19 protein-coding genes are annotated in these 18,514 nt (G+C 52.7%); 16 read left to right on the top strand and 3 right to left on the bottom strand.

Annotation, left to right across the window (positions count from 1 at the left end; genetic code table 11):
• Positions 1 to 9 precede the first annotated feature (9 nt).
• The 11 genes from cysN (at position 10) to rpoS (ending at position 8,973) form a co-directional block, all read left to right on the top strand.
• On the top strand, positions 10 to 1,437 hold the full coding sequence (gene cysN, locus ABGA49_RS13435; RefSeq protein ID WP_061493350.1) for a sulfate adenylyltransferase subunit CysN: 1,428 nt from the start codon (positions 10 to 12) through the stop codon (positions 1,435 to 1,437).
• Positions 1,437 to 2,042 carry an adenylyl-sulfate kinase gene (cysC, locus tag ABGA49_RS13430; RefSeq protein ID WP_061493351.1) on the top strand — a complete coding sequence of 202 codons (606 nt, stop codon included), beginning with the start codon at positions 1,437 to 1,439 and terminating at the stop codon, positions 2,040 to 2,042. The genes cysN and cysC overlap by 1 nt, the downstream gene beginning before the upstream one ends.
• 111 nt (positions 2,043 to 2,153) lie before the next feature.
• Complete coding sequence (locus ABGA49_RS13425) at positions 2,154 to 2,483, top strand: DUF3561 family protein (RefSeq protein ID WP_061493352.1); 330 nt, start codon at positions 2,154 to 2,156, stop codon at positions 2,481 to 2,483.
• Between the two features lie 176 nt (positions 2,484 to 2,659).
• The gene (gene ftsB / locus ABGA49_RS13420; RefSeq protein ID WP_061493353.1) at positions 2,660 to 2,998 is read left to right on the top strand and encodes a cell division protein FtsB; all 339 of its coding nucleotides are present in this window, start codon (positions 2,660 to 2,662) and stop codon (positions 2,996 to 2,998) included.
• A gap of 18 nt (positions 2,999 to 3,016) precedes the next feature.
• Complete coding sequence (ispD, locus tag ABGA49_RS13415) at positions 3,017 to 3,727, top strand: 2-C-methyl-D-erythritol 4-phosphate cytidylyltransferase (protein ID WP_061493354.1); 711 nt, start codon at positions 3,017 to 3,019, stop codon at positions 3,725 to 3,727.
• Positions 3,728 to 4,207 (top strand): 2-C-methyl-D-erythritol 2,4-cyclodiphosphate synthase, encoded by a 480-nt coding sequence (gene ispF / locus ABGA49_RS13410; RefSeq protein WP_061493355.1) that lies wholly within the window; start codon positions 3,728 to 3,730, stop codon positions 4,205 to 4,207.
• Positions 4,204 to 5,253, top strand: a complete 1,050-nt coding sequence (truD, locus tag ABGA49_RS13405) for a tRNA pseudouridine(13) synthase TruD (RefSeq protein ID WP_061493356.1) — start codon at positions 4,204 to 4,206, stop codon at positions 5,251 to 5,253. Before ispF ends, truD begins: the two co-directional genes overlap by 4 nt.
• Entirely contained in the window at positions 5,234 to 5,995 is a 762-nt protein-coding gene (gene surE / locus ABGA49_RS13400) for a 5'/3'-nucleotidase SurE (RefSeq protein WP_061493357.1), read from the top strand. The genes truD and surE overlap by 20 nt, the downstream gene beginning before the upstream one ends.
• Positions 5,989 to 6,615: a protein-L-isoaspartate(D-aspartate) O-methyltransferase gene (locus ABGA49_RS13395; RefSeq protein ID WP_061493358.1), complete on the top strand. Its 627-nt coding sequence runs from the start codon at positions 5,989 to 5,991 to the stop codon at positions 6,613 to 6,615. The genes surE and ABGA49_RS13395 overlap by 7 nt, the downstream gene beginning before the upstream one ends.
• A 115-nt stretch (positions 6,616 to 6,730) precedes the next feature.
• Positions 6,731 to 7,855: a murein hydrolase activator NlpD gene (gene nlpD / locus ABGA49_RS13390; RefSeq protein WP_061493359.1), complete on the top strand. Its 1,125-nt coding sequence runs from the start codon at positions 6,731 to 6,733 to the stop codon at positions 7,853 to 7,855.
• Between the two features lie 125 nt (positions 7,856 to 7,980).
• Complete coding sequence (gene rpoS / locus ABGA49_RS13385; protein ID WP_061493360.1) at positions 7,981 to 8,973, top strand: RNA polymerase sigma factor RpoS; 993 nt, start codon at positions 7,981 to 7,983, stop codon at positions 8,971 to 8,973.
• Between the two features lie 59 nt (positions 8,974 to 9,032).
• On the opposite strand, the gene ABGA49_RS13380 is transcribed toward rpoS, so the two are convergent.
• Complete coding sequence (locus ABGA49_RS13380; protein ID WP_061493361.1) at positions 9,033 to 9,443, bottom strand: MarR family transcriptional regulator; 411 nt, start codon at positions 9,441 to 9,443, stop codon at positions 9,033 to 9,035.
• Between the two features lie 170 nt (positions 9,444 to 9,613).
• On the opposite strand from ABGA49_RS13380, the gene ABGA49_RS13375 reads away from it, so the two are divergent.
• The 3 genes from ABGA49_RS13375 to ABGA49_RS13365 are packed head-to-tail and all read left to right on the top strand — an operon-like array spanning position 9,614 to position 11,872.
• Complete coding sequence (locus ABGA49_RS13375) at positions 9,614 to 10,207, top strand: non-oxidative hydroxyarylic acid decarboxylases subunit B (RefSeq protein ID WP_061493362.1); 594 nt, start codon at positions 9,614 to 9,616, stop codon at positions 10,205 to 10,207.
• Positions 10,207 to 11,634, top strand: coding sequence for a non-oxidative hydroxyarylic acid decarboxylases subunit C (locus ABGA49_RS13370; RefSeq protein WP_088237797.1), 1,428 nt, complete (start codon positions 10,207 to 10,209; stop codon positions 11,632 to 11,634). Before ABGA49_RS13375 ends, ABGA49_RS13370 begins: the two co-directional genes overlap by 1 nt.
• A gap of 10 nt (positions 11,635 to 11,644) precedes the next feature.
• On the top strand, positions 11,645 to 11,872 hold the full coding sequence (locus ABGA49_RS13365; RefSeq protein ID WP_061493364.1) for a non-oxidative hydroxyarylic acid decarboxylases subunit D: 228 nt from the start codon (positions 11,645 to 11,647) through the stop codon (positions 11,870 to 11,872).
• 333 nt (positions 11,873 to 12,205) lie between these two features.
• Here ABGA49_RS13365 and mutS read toward each other — a convergent pair whose 3' ends face one another.
• Positions 12,206 to 14,767: a DNA mismatch repair protein MutS gene (mutS, locus tag ABGA49_RS13360; protein WP_347665664.1), complete on the bottom strand. Its 2,562-nt coding sequence runs from the start codon at positions 14,765 to 14,767 to the stop codon at positions 12,206 to 12,208.
• A 217-nt stretch (positions 14,768 to 14,984) separates the two neighbouring features.
• On the opposite strand from mutS, the gene ABGA49_RS13355 reads away from it, so the two are divergent.
• Complete coding sequence (locus ABGA49_RS13355; RefSeq protein ID WP_347665663.1) at positions 14,985 to 16,265, top strand: tyrosine-type recombinase/integrase; 1,281 nt, start codon at positions 14,985 to 14,987, stop codon at positions 16,263 to 16,265.
• 100 nt (positions 16,266 to 16,365) lie between these two features.
• Here ABGA49_RS13355 and ABGA49_RS13350 read toward each other — a convergent pair whose 3' ends face one another.
• Positions 16,366 to 16,563, bottom strand: coding sequence for a hypothetical protein (locus ABGA49_RS13350; protein ID WP_305735147.1), 198 nt, complete (start codon positions 16,561 to 16,563; stop codon positions 16,366 to 16,368).
• Between the two features lie 1,150 nt (positions 16,564 to 17,713).
• Here ABGA49_RS13350 and ABGA49_RS13345 point away from each other — a divergent pair.
• Positions 17,714 to 18,514, top strand: a complete 801-nt coding sequence (locus ABGA49_RS13345) for a hypothetical protein (RefSeq protein ID WP_347665662.1) — start codon at positions 17,714 to 17,716, stop codon at positions 18,512 to 18,514.

The raw sequence follows: 18,514 nt of genomic DNA, 5'->3' as shown, positions 1-18,514 counted from the left end.
GGAGCCGCCATGAACACCACAATCGCACAACAAATTGCTAATGAAGGCGGCGTCGAAGCGTATCTGCATGCTCAGCAGCACAAAAGCCTGCTGCGCTTTCTGACCTGTGGCAGCGTCGATGACGGGAAAAGCACCCTGATTGGCCGCTTGTTGCATGACACCCGCCAGATTTATGAAGATCAGCTCTCTACGCTGCACAACGACAGCAAACGTCACGGTACGCAGGGTGAGAAGCTCGATCTGGCCTTGCTGGTGGATGGCCTGCAAGCAGAGCGTGAACAGGGCATCACCATTGACGTGGCCTATCGCTATTTCTCCACCGAAAAACGCAAATTTATCATTGCCGATACCCCAGGGCATGAACAGTACACCCGTAATATGGCGACCGGGGCCTCGACCTGTGATCTGGCGATCCTGCTGATCGATGCCCGTAAAGGCGTGCTGGATCAGACGCGCCGTCACAGCTTTATCTCCACGCTGCTGGGTATTAAGCACCTGGTGGTGGCGGTCAACAAAATGGACCTGGTGGCATTTAGCGAAGAGACCTTCGAGAACATCCGTCAGGACTATTTGACCTTTGCAGAACAACTGCCAGGGAATCTGGATATCCGTTTTGTGCCGCTCTCGGCGCTGGAGGGTGACAACGTCGCAAGCCAGAGTCCGCAAATGCCATGGTACAGCGGTCCGACGCTGCTGGAAGTGCTGGAAACGGTTGAGATCCAGCGCGTGGTGGATACGCAGCCGATGCGCTTCCCGGTGCAGTATGTGAATCGCCCGAACCTCGATTTCCGTGGTTTTTCCGGTACGCTGGCGTCCGGTATTGTGAAAGTGGGTCAGCGCATTAAAGTCCTGCCGTCTGGCGTGGAGTCGTCAGTTGCCCGTATCGTCACTTTCGATGGCGATTTACCGGAAGCGGCCGCCGGTGAAGCGATTACGCTGGTGCTGAAAGACGAAATTGATATCAGCCGCGGCGATCTGATCCTCGATGCGCAGGAAACCCTGCCAGCAGTGCAGAGTGCTTCGCTCGATGTGGTGTGGATGGCAGAAAAACCGCTGCAACCGGGTCAAAGCTACGACATTAAAGTCGCCGGTAAAAAGACCCGCGCGCGCGTGGATAACATCCAGTATCAGGTTGACATCAATAACCTCACTCAGCGCCAGGTGGAAAGCCTGCCGTTGAACGGCATTGGGCTTGTCGATGTCACCTTTGATGAGCCGCTAACGCTCGATGCATACCAGCAGAACCCGGTTACCGGTGGCGTTATCTTTATTGACCGTCTAAGTAATGTAACCGTTGGGGCTGGCATGGTGCGTGAAGTTCATGCCGGGCAACAGACCCGCACTTCTGAATTCAGCGCCTTTGAGCTGGAGCTGAACCAGCTTATCCGCAAGCACTTCCCGCACTGGGGCGCACGCGATCTGCTGGGAGGTCAGTAATGGCGCAGCATGACGAAAATGTCGTCTGGCATGCACATCCGGTTACGGCTGAGCAGCGCGAACAACTCCACGGTCACCGTGGTGTTGTACTGTGGTTTACCGGGCTCTCCGGCTCGGGTAAATCAACCGTCGCCGGGGCGCTGGAAGAGGCGCTGCACCGCGCGGGCGTGAGCACCTATTTGCTGGATGGCGACAACGTTCGCCATGGGTTGTGCAGCGACCTGGGCTTTAGCGATGCCGATCGTAAAGAGAATATCCGCCGGGTGGGTGAAGTCGCCAGAGTGATGGTCGACGCAGGGCTGGTGGTGTTGACGGCGTTTATCTCTCCACACCGCGCGGAGCGCCAGATGGTGCGCGAGCGGCTTGGGGAAGGGCGTTTTATCGAAGTGTTTGTCGATACGCCATTGGCAATTTGCGAGGCACGCGATCCTAAGGGATTATATAAAAAAGCGCGTGCTGGCGAGCTGCGTAACTTCACCGGTATAGACTCGGTTTATGAAGCGCCGCTCTCTGCGGAGGTTCATCTCGATGGTGAACAATTGGTAACAAATTTGGTAAGCCAATTATTAGATCTCCTCCGACAGGGCGATATTATCAGATCCTGAGACGGTACTGGCGATACCCGTCGTCATCAGGTGACCCGGCATTAATTTCCACGTTGCCTGATGATTGCGCGTATCCCCCCTTTGCCGGTCGTTAAGGTAACAGGATCAGATATGCGTAATAGTCAGAACATCACCCTCTCCAGGTCGGAGTCGCTTTCTACGACGACCGCCGACGAAACCACATGGTCGCTCCCTGGGGCCGTTGTGGGGTTCGTTGCATGGCTGGTGGCGCTGGCGATCCCGTTTATGATTTACGGCCCCAACACGCTCTTTTTCTTTCTCTACACCTGGCCCTTCTTCCTTGCGCTGATGCCCGTTTCGGTGGTGGTTGGCATTGCGTTGCATTCACTGCTCGACGGTAAGTTGCTGTACAGTAGCGTGGCGACATTGCTGACCGTGATCGCCATGTTCGGCGTGCTGTTTATGTGGCTGCTCGGCTGAGGGCATGCATACGTCAAACCGTAACGCATGTTAAGACAATGTATCCGGGATACGGGGTGGGCTACGGTTCGGCAGTGAAATATGCTAAAGTCTGGCGCTTGTGCGGTATCACCAGACCCCGGAGTGGAGTCTGACGAAAAGTTATGGGATGATGATGCCGTTTTTCAGGGGGCAGGATGGGTAAACTAACGCTGCTATTGCTGGCTTTGCTGGTCTGGCTACAGTACTCACTGTGGTTTGGCAAGAATGGTCTGCACGATTACGGCCGCGTCAGCGAAGATGTAGCGGCACAACAGGCGACTAACGCCAAATTAAAAGCGCGCAACGATCAGCTTTTCGCCGAAATTGACGATCTCAACGGCGGTCAGGAAGCGATTGAGGAACGCGCACGCAACGAATTGACCATGACCAAACCGGGCGAAACATTCTATCGTCTGGTGCCGGACGCATCGAAACGCGCGCCGGGGTCAACGCAAAACACGCAGAATTCACAAAATACACAAAACAGACCTTAACAGTCCCGGGTTTACGACATGTCAGCAATGATACCGGACGTCTGTGCCGTGGTGCCGGCAGCCGGATTCGGCCGCCGCATGCAAACGGAATGTCCTAAGCAATATCTCTCCATTGGCGATAAAACGATCCTTGAGCATGCGGTTTCCGCGCTGCTCGTTAACCCGCGCGTTGGCCGGGTGATCATCGCCGTCAGCCCTGGCGACGAACGTTTTGCCCGCTTACCGCTCGCCCGTCATCCACAGATCACCGTCGTGGACGGTGGCGCTGAACGCGCCGATTCCGTGCTCGCTGGTTTGAAAGCCGCCGTGGGCGCGCAGTGGGTGCTGGTGCATGATGCCGCGCGTCCTTGCCTGTGTCAGGATGATTTAAACCGCCTGCTGCAACTGCGCGAAACCAGCCGCGTCGGCGGTATTCTTGCCTCCCCCGTACGCGACACCATGAAGCGTGCCGAGCCAGGTAAAACCGCCATTGCCCATACGGTTGAACGTAATGATTTATGGCATGCGCTGACGCCGCAGTTTTTCCCGCTGGAACTCCTTCACGATTGCCTGATTCGGGCGATGAATGAAGGGGCTATCATCACCGATGAGGCCTCCGCGCTGGAACATTGTGGCTTTCACCCGGAATTGGTTGCCGGGCGTGCGGATAATATTAAAGTCACCCGACCTGAAGATTTACGACTCGCAGAATTCTATCTGACCCATTCAGACCTCCAGGAGAAAGCATAAATGCGCATTGGACACGGTTTTGACGTACACGCGTTTGGCGGCGAAGGCCCGATAATCATCGGCGGCGTGCGCATTCCTTACGAAAAAGGCCTGTTGGCGCATTCCGATGGTGACGTCGCGCTACATGCGCTCACGGACGCCCTGCTTGGCGCAGCGGCGTTGGGCGACATCGGTAAACTGTTTCCGGATACCGATCCGGCGTTTAAGGGCGCGGATAGCCGCGGGCTGCTGCGTGAAGCGTGGCGTCGCATCCAGGCCAAAGGCTATACACTTGGCAACGTCGATGTGACGATCATCGCCCAGGCGCCGAAAATGTTACCGCACATTCCGCAGATGCGCGTGTTTATTGCCGAAGATCTTGGCTGCCACATGGATGACGTCAACGTGAAAGCCACGACCACCGAAAAGCTTGGCTTTACCGGTCGTGGCGAAGGCATTGCCTGTGAAGCGGTGGTGTTGCTGGTGAAGGCGGCAAAATGATCGATTTTGAGAATCTGACCTGGTTGCATGGCAAACCGACAGCGACGGGCATTTTAAAAGCCAACCCGGAAGATTTTGTGGTGGTGGAAGATCTCGGTTTCGAGCCAGACGGCGAGGGCGAGCATATTCTTGTACGTATTCTGAAAAACGGCTGTAACACGCGTTTTGTTGCGGATGCGCTGGCAAAATTCCTTAAAATTCCCGCGCGGGAAGTGAGTTTTGCCGGGCAGAAAGATAAGCATGCTGTCACAGAGCAGTGGTTGTGCGCTCGTGTGCCGGGGAATGCCATGCCGGATCTCAGCGCCTTTGAGCTGGAAGGGTGCAAAGTGCTGGAGTATGCCCGTCATAAACGTAAGTTGCGCCTCGGTGCTTTGCAGGGTAATGCGTTTACGGTGGTATTGCGTGAGGTGAGCGATCGCGCGGATGTCGAATCACGTTTGCAGGCCATTGCGGAGCGCGGTGTGCCGAACTATTTCGGCGCTCAGCGCTTTGGCATTGGCGGCAGCAACGTCCAGGGCGCGTTGCGCTGGGCGCAAAGCAATGCCCCGGTGCGCGATCGCAACAAACGCAGTTTTTGGTTGTCGGCGGCCCGCAGTGCGTTGTTTAATCAAATGGTTAGCGAGCGTCTGAAAAAACCGGACTTTAATCAAGTTGTTGACGGCGATGCGCTACAATTAGCGGGGCGCGGAAGCTGGTTCGTCGCAACCGAGGACGAACGCGCTGACGTGCAGGCTCGCGTGGATGCCAAAGCGTTAATGATCACCGCATCGCTGCCTGGCTGCGGCGAATGGGGAGCGCAGCGTGAGGCGCTGGCCTTTGAGCAACACGCTATCGCCGACGCGCCGGAATTACAGGCGCTGCTGGTGCGGGAAAAAGTCGAGGCGGCGCGCCGCGCGATGCTGCTTTACCCGCAGTCGCTTCGCTGGAACTGGTGGGATGACGTTACCGTCGAGTTACGTTTCTGGCTCCCGGCGGGAAGTTTTGCCACCAGTGTGGTCAGGGAACTTATCAACACATCGGGTGATTATGCGAATATTGCTGAGTAACGATGACGGGATCCATGCGCCGGGCATTCAGACGCTGGCAAAGGCTCTCCGGGAGTTTGCCGACGTACAAGTTGTCGCACCCGATCGTAACCGCAGCGGCGCGTCTAATTCGCTTACGCTTGAATCTTCACTTCGCACCTTCACGTTTGATAACGGCGATATCGCCGTACAGATGGGCACGCCAACGGATTGTGTCTATCTGGGCGTGAATGCGCTGATGCGCCCGCGTCCGGATGTGGTTGTCTCCGGTATTAATGCCGGGCCGAATCTTGGCGATGATGTTATCTACTCCGGCACCGTTGCTGCTGCAATGGAAGGTCGTCATTTGGGATTCCCGGCGCTGGCTGTGTCGCTCAACGGGCATACCCATTATGCAACGGCGGCGGCCGTCACCTGCTCAATTCTGCGTGCACTTAACCGTGAGCCGCTGCGTACCGGTCGTATCCTGAATATCAATGTGCCGGATCTTCCGCTTGAGGAGATCAAAGGCATTCGCGTGACCCGCTGCGGCAGCCGTCATCCCGCCGATCAGGTGATTCCGCAGCAGGATCCGCGTGGCAACACGCTGTACTGGATTGGCCCTCCGGGGGAAAAATGTGACGCCGGACCGGACACCGATTTTGCTGCCATCGACGAGGGGTATGTGTCGGTGACGCCGCTGCATGTGGATTTAACCGCTTACAGCGCGCATGATGTGGTCTCGGGCTGGTTGGAGCGAGCCGGGGTGAACAGGCAATGGTAAGCAAACGCGTTCAGGATCTTCTCACGCAATTACGTGCGCAGGGCATTAAAAACGAGCAAGTGCTTGAGGCCTTGTCGCGCGTGCCGCGCGAGAAATTTATCGATGAAGCGTTTGAACACAAAGCGTGGGATAACGTTGCGCTGCCGATTGGCCAGGGGCAAACCATTTCCCAGCCTTACATGGTGGCGCGTATGACGGAGCTGCTGGAGTTGACGCCCGCCTCCCGCGTGCTGGAGATTGGCACCGGATCCGGCTACCAGACGGCGATTCTGGCGCAACTGGTGCACCACGTCTGTTCAGTTGAACGCATCAAAGGGCTACAGTGGCAGGCGCGTCGCCGCCTGAAACAGCTTGATTTACATAATGTTTCTACACGTCACGGCGATGGCTGGCAAGGGTGGCAGGCCCGTGCGCCGTTTGATGCCATCATCGTGACCGCCGCACCGCCGGAGATTCCGGCTGCGCTGATGGCGCAACTGGATGAAGGCGGAATTCTCGTTTTGCCCGTGGGCGACGAACACCAACAACTGAAGCGTGTTCGTCGGCGGGGCAGCGAATTTATTATCGATACCGTGGAAGCCGTACGTTTTGTCCCGCTGGTGCGGGGCGAACTGGCCTGAGAAACAGAGTTTTCCTGGGTTTTTCAGGCGATAACAGCGTATGGTGGGCAAATTTGCCGCTGACGTACACGGTAATTATTAAGTCATTGGTATCATACATATTGTTGGGGGAAAAATGAGCACGGGAAGCCCTAAATTCACCGTAAGTCGTATTGCGGCATTGTCGCTGGTTTCACTTTGGCTGGCAGGGTGTTCAAATTCCACTAACGCGCCTGCGCCAGTGAGCTCGGTTGGCGGTAACGCCGGTACAAGTTCCCATTCCGGTTCAGGAATGCTCATCACACCGCCGCCCAAAATTGGCTCGGCATCGCAGCAGCAACCGGCAATCCAGCCGGTTCAGCGCCACAGCGTTCAGCCTGCGCAAATCCAACCGGTCGCCCAGCAGCCTGTGCAGACCGTGAACGGGCGCATTGTCTATAACCGCCAGTACGGCAATATTCCAAAAGGCAGCTATGCCGGCGGCAGTACTTACACCGTTAAACGTGGTGACACGCTGTTTTATATTGCGTGGATCACCGGGAACGATTTCCGTGATTTAGCGCAACGCAATCATGTCGCTGCGCCGTATAGTCTGGAAGTCGGACAAACGCTCCAGGTGGGTAATGCATCTGGTGCGCCAATCACAGGTGGTAATGCAATAACTCAGGCTGATGCATCTGCGCAAGGAATCGTCTCAAAACCTGCACAAAATTCAACCGTGGTGGTTGCTTCGAAACCGACAATTACGTATTCTGAAGATTCAGGTGAACAAAGTGCTAATAAAATGTTGCCTAACAACAAGCCTGCGACCGTGGTCACAGCGCCTGTTACGGCACCTTCTGTCAGCACGACCGAACCGACTGTCAGCAGTACATCAACCAGCTCGCCAATCTCAGCATGGCGCTGGCCGACTGACGGCAAAGTTATCGACAACTTCTCTGCTACCGAAGGTGGCAATAAAGGGGTCGATATCTCGGGTAGCAAAGGACAGGCTATTGTCGCGACCGCAGATGGGCGCGTCGTTTATGCCGGTAATGCGCTGCGCGGTTACGGGAATCTCATCATCATTAAACATAACGATGATTACCTGAGTGCCTACGCCCATAACGATACGATGCTGGTCCGGGAACAACAAGAAGTTAAGGCGGGGCAGAAAATAGCTACCATGGGTAGCACCGGCACCAGTTCTACACGCTTGCATTTTGAAATTCGTTACAAGGGGAAATCCGTAAACCCGCTGCGTTATTTGCCGCAGCGATAAATCGGTGCAAAGTGGTTGAAGCACTCCCCATTTGAGCCATTGCAGCGTGCGCAGATGCCGCTGCAATGAGCACAGTGATGAGTGTTCCGGTGCTTTGCCCAGGGATCACGGGTAGGAGCCACCTTATGAGTCAGAATACGCTGAAAGTTCATGATCTAAATGAAGATGCGGAATTTGATGAGAACGGAGCAGAGGTTTTTGACGAAAAAGCCTTAGTAGAAGAGGAACCCAGTGATAACGACCTGGCGGAAGAAGAGCTGTTATCGCAGGGTGCTACCCAGCGTGTTTTAGACGCAACTCAGCTATACCTTGGGGAAATCGGGTATTCCCCACTATTGACGGCCGAAGAAGAAGTCTATTTCGCACGCCGTGCATTACGAGGTGACGTAGCCTCACGCCGTCGCATGATTGAAAGTAACCTGCGTCTGGTGGTGAAGATTGCCCGTCGTTACAGCAATCGTGGTCTGGCGCTGCTGGATCTGATTGAAGAGGGCAACCTGGGGTTAATCCGCGCCGTTGAGAAGTTTGACCCGGAACGTGGGTTCCGTTTCTCGACTTACGCCACCTGGTGGATCCGTCAGACCATTGAACGGGCGATCATGAATCAAACCCGTACCATTCGTTTGCCGATTCACATTGTGAAAGAGCTGAACGTTTATCTGCGCACCGCGCGTGAGTTGTCCCATAAGCTGGACCATGAACCGAGTGCGGAAGAGATAGCCGAACAGCTTGATAAACCTGTTGATGATGTCAGCCGTATGCTGCGTCTCAACGAGCGCATTACCTCAGTTGATACACCGCTGGGCGGTGATTCTGAAAAAGCGCTGCTGGATATCCTGGCCGATGAGAAAGATAACGGCCCGGAAGACACCACGCAGGACGATGATATGAAACAGAGCATCGTCAAATGGCTGTTCGAACTGAATGCCAAACAGCGTGAAGTGCTGGCGCGTCGTTTCGGTCTGCTGGGTTATGAAGCTGCGACGCTCGAAGATGTGGGCCGCGAAATTGGCCTCACTCGTGAACGTGTTCGCCAGATTCAGGTTGAAGGTCTGCGTCGTTTGCGCGAAATCCTGCAAACGCAAGGGCTGAATATCGAAGCGCTGTTCCGCGAATAAGCACCCATTCAAGCCAAAAAGGCCGGTCGCAGATGACCCGGCCTTTTTCATTTCTGGCATTACGCTTTTGCCATCATCTTCCTGATGAGCAGCGAAAACGCCTGTCGTTCCTCAGCGGTAAGTCGGCCTAAAAACGCTTCGTCCACGTCGTTGCCAACAGGAATGCTCGCCGCCAGCAATGTTTCGCCTTCTTTCGTCAGATAAACAAACCGTCGACGCTTATCCGCAGGATCGCTTTCCCGACGCACCAGCCCACGGCTCTCCATGCGGCTGAGCATCTCCGCCAGCGTTGCTTTCGTGCTGACCGCCGCTTCCGTCAATATCACCTGTTCAATCCCCGGATGTTCGGCAATGGAGCGTAACACCGAATACTGCGGCTTTGTCAGCGTTGGCAACGCTTGCTGCCATTGCGCTGTGTGCTGCTGAAAGAGCTGGCGTAACAGGTGAAACGCTTCGTTTCTTAATTCCATGTGCACTCCACATCATGATCTTCCTTTTATCATAGCGGCTTCCGCGCCGCTTTATAACGCCTCTGTTTTTAACCTTTTATGCGACTAACGCCGTGACTCTCTTGTCACTCTTTTGGGGCAAGCGTAAGTTATTGGCACAATGTTCGTGTACGAACAAAATAAGGTGCCAGATGAAACTGATTGTAGGAATGACCGGCGCAACGGGCGCGCCATTAGCGGTGGCGCTATTGCAGGCATTGCAAGCGATGCCAGACGTCGAAAGCCATCTGGTGATGTCGAAATGGGCAAAAACCACCATTGAGCTGGAAACGCCTTTTCGCGCCCGCGATGTCGCCGCGCTGGCGGATTACTGCCATAACCCGGCGGATCAGGCAGCCACGATCTCATCTGGATCTTTCCATACCGACGGCATGATCATTATCCCCTGCAGTATGAAAACACTGGCTGGTATTCGCGCGGGTTATGCTGAAGGGCTGGTAGGACGCGCCGCCGATGTGGTGCTGAAAGAGGGACGTAAGTTAGTGCTGGTCCCGCGCGAAATGCCACTGAGCGCCATCCATCTGGAAAACATGCTAGCGCTGTCCCGACTTGGCGTCGCCATGGTGCCGCCGATGCCCGCGTATTACAACCATCCGCAGACGGTTGAAGACATCACGCTGCATATTGTTGCGCGCGTGCTGGATCAGTTTGGTCTGTCGCTGCCGCAGGCCAAACGTTGGGCCGGCTTGCAGGCGGCACAGAATTTTTCACAGGAGAATGCATAATGGCTTTTGATGATTTGCGTGGTTTTTTAAACGCGCTGGAAGACCAGGGACAACTGCTCAGGATCAGTGAAGAGGTCAATGCCGAGCCGGACCTGGCCGCCGCTGCGAACGCGACAGGCCGCATCGGTGAAGGCGCGCCCGCACTGTGGTTCGATAATATTCGCGGCTTTGTGGATGCCCGCGTAGCCATGAATACCATCGGTTCGTGGCAAAACCATGCGATTTCCATGGGACTACCACCCAATACCCCCGTGAAGCAGCAGATTGATGAATTTATTCGCCGTTGGGATACCTTCCCGGTTGCGCCAGAACGCCGCGACAATCCCCCATGGGCGGAGAACTGCGTTGACGGTGACGACATCAACTTATTCGACATTCTGCCGCTGTTCCGCCTCAACGATGGCGATGGCGGATTTTACCTCGATAAAGCCTGCGTGGTTTCTCGCGACCCGACCGATCCCGACCATTTTGGTAAACAGAATGTCGGTATCTACCGCATGGAAGTCAAAGGTAAACGCAAGTTGGGCCTGCAACCGGTGCCGATGCATGACATCGCGCTGCACCTGCATAAAGCGGAAGAGCGCGGTGAAGATTTACCCATAGTGATTTCGCTGGGTAATGAACCGATCATCACGCTAATGGGCGCAACGCCGCTGAAATACGATCAATCGGAATATGAAATGGCGGGAGCGCTGCGCGAAAAAGCGTATCCGATTGCCACCGCGCCGCTGACTGGTTTCGATGTGCCGTGGGGGTCTGAAGTGATCCTCGAAGGGGTGATAGAAGGGCGTAAGCGTGAAATCGAAGGGCCATTTGGTGAGTTCACCGGGCACTATTCCGGCGGGCGCAATATGACGGTGGTGCGCATTGATAAAGTCTCTTACCGCAACCAGCCGATTTTTGAATCACTCTATCTTGGCATGCCCTGGACAGAGATTGATTATCTGATTGGGCCTGCCACCTGTGTTCCTCTGTATCAGCAACTCAAAGCCGAGTTTCCGGAAGTCCAGGCGGTGAACGCCATGTATACGCACGGGTTGCTGGCCATCATCTCAACAAAAAAACGCTACGGTGGTTTTGCCCGCGCCGTTGGGTTGCGCGCCATGACCACGCCGCACGGGTTGGGCTATGTGAAGATGGTGATCATGGTGGATGAAGATGTCGATCCGTTTAACTTGCCGCAGGTGATGTGGGCACTGTCGTCAAAAGTGAACCCGGCAGGCGATCTGGTTCAGTTGCCGAATATGTCGGTACTGGAGCTGGATCCGGGATCCAGCCCGGCAGGGATCACCGACAAACTGATTATCGATGCAACCACGCCAGTCGCACCGGATAACCGCGGTCACTATAGCCAGCCGGTGCGCGATCTGCCGGAGACCAAAGCCTGGACCGAAAAACTAACCGCCATGCTGGCGAATCGTCGATAAGGAGCGAATGATGATATGCCCACGTTGTGCCGATGAGCAGATTGAAGTGATGGCGACCTCGCCAGTCAAAGGGGTCTGGACGGTTTATCAGTGCCAGCACTGTTTATATACCTGGCGAGATACTGAGCCACTGCGCCGCACCAGCCGTGAACACTACCCGGAAGCGTTTCGGATGACGCAACAGGATATTGATAACGCGCCGCAAGTCCCGACCATTCCACCACTGTTGACGAAATGAGTCGTTCCCCTCATTTCCTCCAGGAGGAATGAGGGGGCCCTTCTCCCAGTGTGAGAAAACCTGCGTGAATGCTCGGTTTTCTCCCTCCTTGGGGGGAGGGCCGGGGTGAATGCTCGGTTTTCTCCCTCCTTGGGGGGAGGGCCGGGGTGAGTGCTCGGTTTTCTCCCTCTCCCTGGGGGAGAGGGGCGGGGTGAGTGCTCGGTTTTCTCCCTCTCCCTGGGGGAGAGGGGCGGGGTGAGTGCTCGGTTTTCTCCCTCTCCCTGTGGGAGAGGGGCGGGGTCAGTGCTCGGTTTTCTCCCTCTCCCTGGGGGAGAGGGCCGGGGTGAGGGCAACCTAGACCAGACTTTTCAGTCGATAAATCCACTCCAGCGCCTGACGCGGTGTTAACGCGTCCGGGTCAAGATTTTCCAGCGCTTCAACAGCCGGGCTGGTCTCTTCCTGAGCCGCCAGCAGCGACATCTGCGTACCATCGACTTGCGTAGCTGCTGCATTCGGCGACAGGCTTTCCAGTTCGCGCAGCTTACCACGCGCCCGCTTGATCACCTCTTTCGGCACGCCAGCCAGTGCGGCAACCGCCAGCCCGTAGCTCTTACTGGCCGCACCATCCTGCACGCTGTGCATAAAGGCAATGGTATCGCCATGCTCCAGTGCGTCCAGATGCACATTTGCCACGCCTTCCATTTTCTCGGGCAGTTGCGTCAGCTCAAAGTAGTGAGTGGCAAACAGCGTCAGTGCCTTGATTTTATTCGCCAGATTTTCTGCGCAAGCCCAGGCCAGCGACAGACCATCATAGGTGGATGTCCCGCGACCAATCTCATCCATCAACACCAGGCTGTTTTCGGTGGCATTGTGCAGAATGTTGGCGGTCTCGGTCATCTCCACCATAAAAGTCGAGCGCCCGCTGGCCAGATCATCCGCCGCGCCGACTCGGGTAAAGATACGATCAATGGGACCAATCTCGACCTTCTGTGCCGGAACATAGCTACCGATATACGCCAGCAGTGCAATCAATGCAGTCTGACGCATATAGGTACTTTTACCGCCCATATTCGGCCCGGTAATAATCAGCATCCGGCGCTGAGGGGATAAATTCAGCGGGTTAGCGATAAACGGCTCTTTCAGCACCTGTTCCACCACCGGGTGACGGCCTTCGCTAATGCGAATGCCCGGTTTGTCGCTAAAGGTCGGGCAGCAGTAATTGAGCGTTTCAGCGCGTTCCGCCAGGTTGACCAGCACATCCAGTTCTGCCAGTGCAGACGCGCTTTGTTGCAGATCCGCCAGGTGTGGCATCAGCAGATCGAACAGTTCTTCATACAGCTGTTTCTCCAGCGCCAGCGATTTGCCTTTAGAGGTCAGGACCTTATCTTCGTACTCTTTCAGCTCCGGAATAATATAGCGTTCGGCGTTTTTCAGCGTCTGGCGGCGCACATAGTGAATGGGCGCCAGGTGGCTCTGACCGCGGCTGATCTGGATGTAATAACCGTGCACGGCGTTATAGCCGACTTTCAGGGTATCCAACCCGAGACGTTCGCGTTCACGGATCTCGAGTCTGTCGAGGTAATCGGTCGCCCCCTCCGCCAGCCCACGCCACTCGTCCAGCTCGGCGTTATATCCTGGAGCAATGACGCCACCGTCGCGCACCAGCACAGGCGGAGCGTCAATAATCGCCCGTTCAAGCAATTCACGCAGTTCGGTGAATTCACCCATGTTTTCGCGCAGCGCCTGAACCGGCGCACTGTCGATGTCCGCCAACTGGCGGCGCAGTTCCGGCAATTGCTGGAAAGCGTAACGCATACGCGCCAGATCGCGTGGGCGAGCGGTGCGCAGCGCCAGACGGGCAAGAATACGTTCAAGGTCGCCGACCTGGCGCAACACTGGCTGTAATTCGCCAGTGCGTTCCTGTAACGCGCTGATGGTTTGTTGGCGTTCGACTAACACCCGGGTATCGCGCACGGGCATATGCAGCCAGCGTTTCAGCATACGGCTACCCATGGCGGTGACGGTACAGTCCAGCACCGACGCCAACGTGTTTTCTATCCCGCCTGCCAGGTTCTGGGTGATCTCCAGATTACGGCGCGTGGCGGCATCCATAATAATGGTGTCCTGCTGGCGCTCCATAGTAATGGAGCGAATATGCGGCAGGGCGGTGCGCTGCGTGTCTTTCACATATTGCAGCAGGCAACCGGCGGCGCACAGACCGCGCGGCGCATTCTCGACGCCGAAGCCAACCAGATCGCGGGTACCGAATTGCAGATTGAGCTGCTGGCGGGCGGTGTCAATTTCAAACTCCCACAGCGGGCGGCGGCGCAAACCTCGGCGGCCTTCAATCAATGTGGTTTCCGCAAAGTCTTCGGCATACAGCAGTTCGGCGGGGTTGGTACGTTGTAATTCGGCGGCCATGGTGTCGCGATCGGCCGGTTCGCTTACGCGAAAACGCCCGGAGCTAATATCCAGCGTGGCGTAACCAAAGCCTTTGCTGTCCTGCCAGATGGCGGCCAGCAGGTTATCCTGACGTTCCTGCAACAGCGCTTCATCGCTGATGGTGCCTGGTGTCACAATGCGTACCACTTTGCGCTCAACCGGCCCTTTGCTGGTGGCAGGATCGCCTATCTGTTCGCAAATCGCCACGGACTCGCCAAGGCTGACCAGCTTCGCCAGATAGTTTTCGACGGCATGATACGGTACGCCCGCCATTGGGATCGGTTCACCCGCCGATGCGCCGCGTTTGGTCAGTGAGATATCCATCAACTGCGATGCGCGTTTGGCATCGTCGTAAAACAGCTCGTAAAAGTCCCCCATGCGATAGAACAGCAGAATGTCCGGATGCTGAGCTTTCAGCTTCAGATACTGCTGCATCATTGGCGTGTGGGCGTCGAAATTCTCTAGTGTACTCATCAGTTTATGATGTCCATTTTCTTAAATTTTAATGAGTTAGTGGCGTTTGTTGTTCTCATTGAGTTTCACTTTGTCTCATTGGATCTCATGAAATCCTACATTTAAATGTAGGTTAAAGTGTAGCTTGCCAACCTATAGCCTGGTAAAATATGGCTACTTACAGCACAACCTACATTTTGTTTCATAAATGCGTAGGGAGCATGATAACGGAGTCTTTATGGCAGGAAAACAAGAGGCAAAGCCACTGTCGTTTAAAGCGATAGAAATGATGAAGCCAGGTGACAAAGATAAAGCTGATATTGGCGAAAATCGTGGTTTACGTGTCTCCTGTGGTGCGACTGGTGTTAAGTCTTTTTTCTACCGTTACACGAGCCCTGTGACTGGAAAACTTGCTCAGGTCAAAATTGGCAACTTTCCGCAGACTTCTCTCGCCGCTGCACGTCTTAAACTCAACGAGTTAAAACTTCTCCGTCAGGAAGGTCGGTGTCCTGCATCAGAGCTCAAGCGGGAAAAGCATCTTCGTGCAATCGAGGCTGAACAGGCCAAAGTACCTGAATTGACAGTGCAGGGATTAGTTGAGCTCTACCTGACTGAGCGCATTGAGGACCGCAAAACCAAGGATGGCAAAATCATTCCGGGGGCCCGGAAGAAGAAAGGCCAGGATGAAGTGCGCAGAACACTGTATGCCGATGCGGTAGATAAGCTGGGCGATCGTAATGCCGCTGAAATCACACGCAATGACGTGATTACGCTAATCAATGGCATTATCGCCAGAGGAGCAAAAGTGCAAGCCGGTAACGTTCTAAGGGAGCTCTCATTGGCCTACGAGTTCGCTATCGGTTTGGGGCGCTTTGATGCCAGCTTTGCCAATCCTGCGCTACTAGCAAAATCCAGCCTCCGTCAGACTCGAATCAAGCTTACCAATAATCGCGGTACGCGTGTGCTGAGTGAAACTGAGCTGAAAAAGTTTCTCCAGTGGCTTCCGGGTTCTGCCTTTTCACCGACAATCAAAAACGTGCTTCGTCTGACCCTCTGGACAGGTTGCCGTACTGGTGAAGTCTGCAACATGGCGTGGAAGGATGTTGATCTGGAGAAGGGGACTATACATCTGCGCGAGACTAAAACAGGCGTGGAACGTTACGTTCAGCTATCGACGCAGGCCATAGATTTTCTACAAGTTCTCCGCCTCAATTCGGATACATATTTATTTCCATCTACACGAACCAGACGGCCAATCCAGCAAAAGTATCTGACAGAGAATGCCTGGCGCTTACGTGAATCCGGCCAGATGTTAGATATACCGAGCTGGACACCTCATGATTTACGGCGGACCGTGCGTACCGGGCTATCGCGGCTTCAATGTCCTAACGAAGTGGCTGAGGCTATTCTGGGGCATACAAAAGGCGGTGTAGAAGGAATTTATAACCTCTACAAGTATGATACTGAGTGTAGGAAATGGTTGCAGATTTGGGCAGATTACCTTGATAGCAAAAAGTGAATAAAGCTTTTTATAGAAATGAGTGATTGGTTAACATAATGATTGCTGCAAATTAATTGAAGCATATCATATATTAATAAACGAAGAGCGCTTGCTGAGATTATACTTCTTCGTGAAACACCCAATAGGGGAAATTAAATGGGACTTTAGGTGCCAAATCACCTTTTTTTATCATTGTACATAATTGATTTTCAAATACATCTTTAGATACAAAATGTGGATTTTCTCCAACGGTCCATATGCCGGTAACCGGGCAAGTTTCTCCTTCATATAAGGCTTTATTAATGTTTTCTGACATTTGTACCCCCTTTTATTGCGAATGATATCTATGAATCTTGTTGCGGACTTAGAAGTTTAATTATCCGTTCAGATCCTCTTCTTATAACATTTATGATTCGGTTACAATATTAATTTTCTTCGTAATATCAGTTTTTTTAGCATGATACTGTGACTTGCTTCAAGTTAATGATAAATATTTTGAGAAACTGAACGTTATCATGCATCACTCATGGCTTTTGGATAAGGCAATGAAGACTTTTGCCGATAACAACTCTGATAAGTACAATTTAACAGTAGTATCAAAGATAGTTAATCTTTCATTTAGCTAACAATTCTTAATTACTACTAACCCCCTTTTTCCTTAAATATCCTTATGCGCGGGGAATATGCAACCTCAAAAGTGGCCAGAAACTTAGGAGGGTAAGAAGGTCTTGTATAAGTTAAGAATACTTCTTCTTGATAGCCTTTAGTGGGGTATTTAAGCGTATCAACGATAAATTTATCGGTCATTCCTATTAAATATAAAAATTAAGAGCAATGGAATAATTTAACCTAGTATGCTGACAAATCCGTGTTTTTCAACAAAATGTGAAAAGGTTAAAATCTTTGTATTAATCACTGGGCTAGACATTTTCATGCCTCCGGACTTCGAATCCTTGTTGTATTATGTACGCTCGGCGATTCCGGGTTCCATGAGTTTGTCGGCGTCAACTGGCTTGGTCATAGCGTTGAGCTGAAGCTCGGTAAAAAGAGGGTTTGCGCATAGCTATTTCATTAGCTGGAAGAGGGAGTTTATGTAAAGAGCTCTAAAAGTAATTGGCTCGATTGTGCTGGACACTTCCAGCATGAACACAGAGAATCGAATTTACCCCACTGGACGCGGCATGATTTGAGGCGTAAAGTCGGTAAAGAGTTGATCTCTCTGAGATGCTTAAGTGAAATTTATTAATGTTTCGAAAGTAAAAACTACGCATCTGAACATTTGGGGAGTCTTTCAGGATTGAGAATTACTCTTGGCCCTGAGTTGAATTAGTTATACATGTTTACTGCTTCAGGATTAAAAAATCTGACCGTAGAGGGCAAATAGCATGAAAATTAAATTAAGTCTTTTTATTAGATCAAGATTCTTCTATGAAACTATTTCAAAGAAATCAGGAAGGTGATTTTTCATGGAAGGAATTACATTCCGAGAATTTGATAACTTTGCATTGTGCTGTGTTGATTATTTTTCTGATGAAATAAAACAATCATTGAGGATGAATTTATCTCAAATTTGTCACGGAAGTGAACAGGCCAATCAAAAAAGGGCTATGTATAATTATAATAACACTATTAAAGCCTTTTGGGATAGGTATAGTTCTAAAGCCGAAACAACAAAAAAAGGCATGCTGGGCGAGCTACTATCGCATGTTATAATTTTGAATTTATTTCCTCGTTTTGAAATTGTTTCACCATTTTTTAACCTCGAAGAACGAAGTATTAAAAAAGGGTTTGATATTCTTCTCTATGAATCCTCTCGGCAATGTGTTTGGATTACAGAAGTTAAATCAGGAGAGATACATAAAGACAAGGATTCTACGTTGACTACCTTAGATCTCTTAAATACGGCTCGTGATGATTTAAAATTCCGGTTGGCCGAGCAACAACTAAATCATTGGCAAAATGCAATTCATGCTGCAAAAATTGCAATTGATGGTAAGAAAGTGGATTACAAAGATGTTGTTATCGACATTCTTCAAGATGAGGGGGACTTAGTCACTGTTGGTGGTGCTGTGTCGCAAGATAACAATGCTCTACTTATATCAGCGCTATTTCATAATGTCTCAGAGCAAGTCTCTGAGGAGTTTATAAATGAGTTTTCTAAGTCGTTAGGTGAGGCAGGGTTATTTAAGTCATTTTTTGTTTTCTCTCTGCAAAAAGGAACCTTAAAAAATCTTGAAGACTTTTTAAGAACTGAGGCAGGTGCGTAA

Source organism: Kosakonia sp. WA-90 (genome assembly GCF_039871955.1).
GTDB lineage: Bacteria > Pseudomonadota > Gammaproteobacteria > Enterobacterales > Enterobacteriaceae > Kosakonia > Kosakonia oryzendophytica.
This window is presented reverse-complemented; position numbering and strand designations above follow the sequence as displayed.